1 pseudogene is annotated in these 255 nt (G+C 61.2%); it reads right to left on the bottom strand.

What is annotated here, in order from left to right:
* A pseudogene (locus IB248_RS31265) lies at positions 1–231 on the bottom strand (DUF2950 domain-containing protein); the annotation flags it as partial.
* Positions 232–255 lie beyond the last annotated feature (24 nt).

The following is a 255-nucleotide window of genomic DNA, read 5'->3' as shown; positions in this document are numbered from 1 at the left end:
CTTGGCCGCGTCGATGCCGAGCAGCGCAGCAAGACCATCGACGTCGCCGGACGACAGCGCTGCCTTCAGCTTGTCGACCGCCGCAATCGGGTCGTCGAATTGCGGCGCCGGAGTTGAGGCCGTGAAGTTGTCGAACGGCGTATCCTGGGCGAGCACCGGTACAGTTCCGCAAAGAACGGTCGTTGTTGCAAGAACGGCCCAGAGGCCTGCAGACTTGAAGAACGTGTTCATCGTTTTTCTCCCCAAAGGTCGCTC

The sequence above is a fragment of the Rhizobium sp. RHZ01 genome, assembly GCF_014851595.1.
GTDB lineage: Bacteria > Pseudomonadota > Alphaproteobacteria > Rhizobiales > Rhizobiaceae > Rhizobium > Rhizobium altiplani.
Note: the sequence above shows the minus strand (reverse complement) of the source record. Positions and strands in the feature narration are given on the sequence as shown.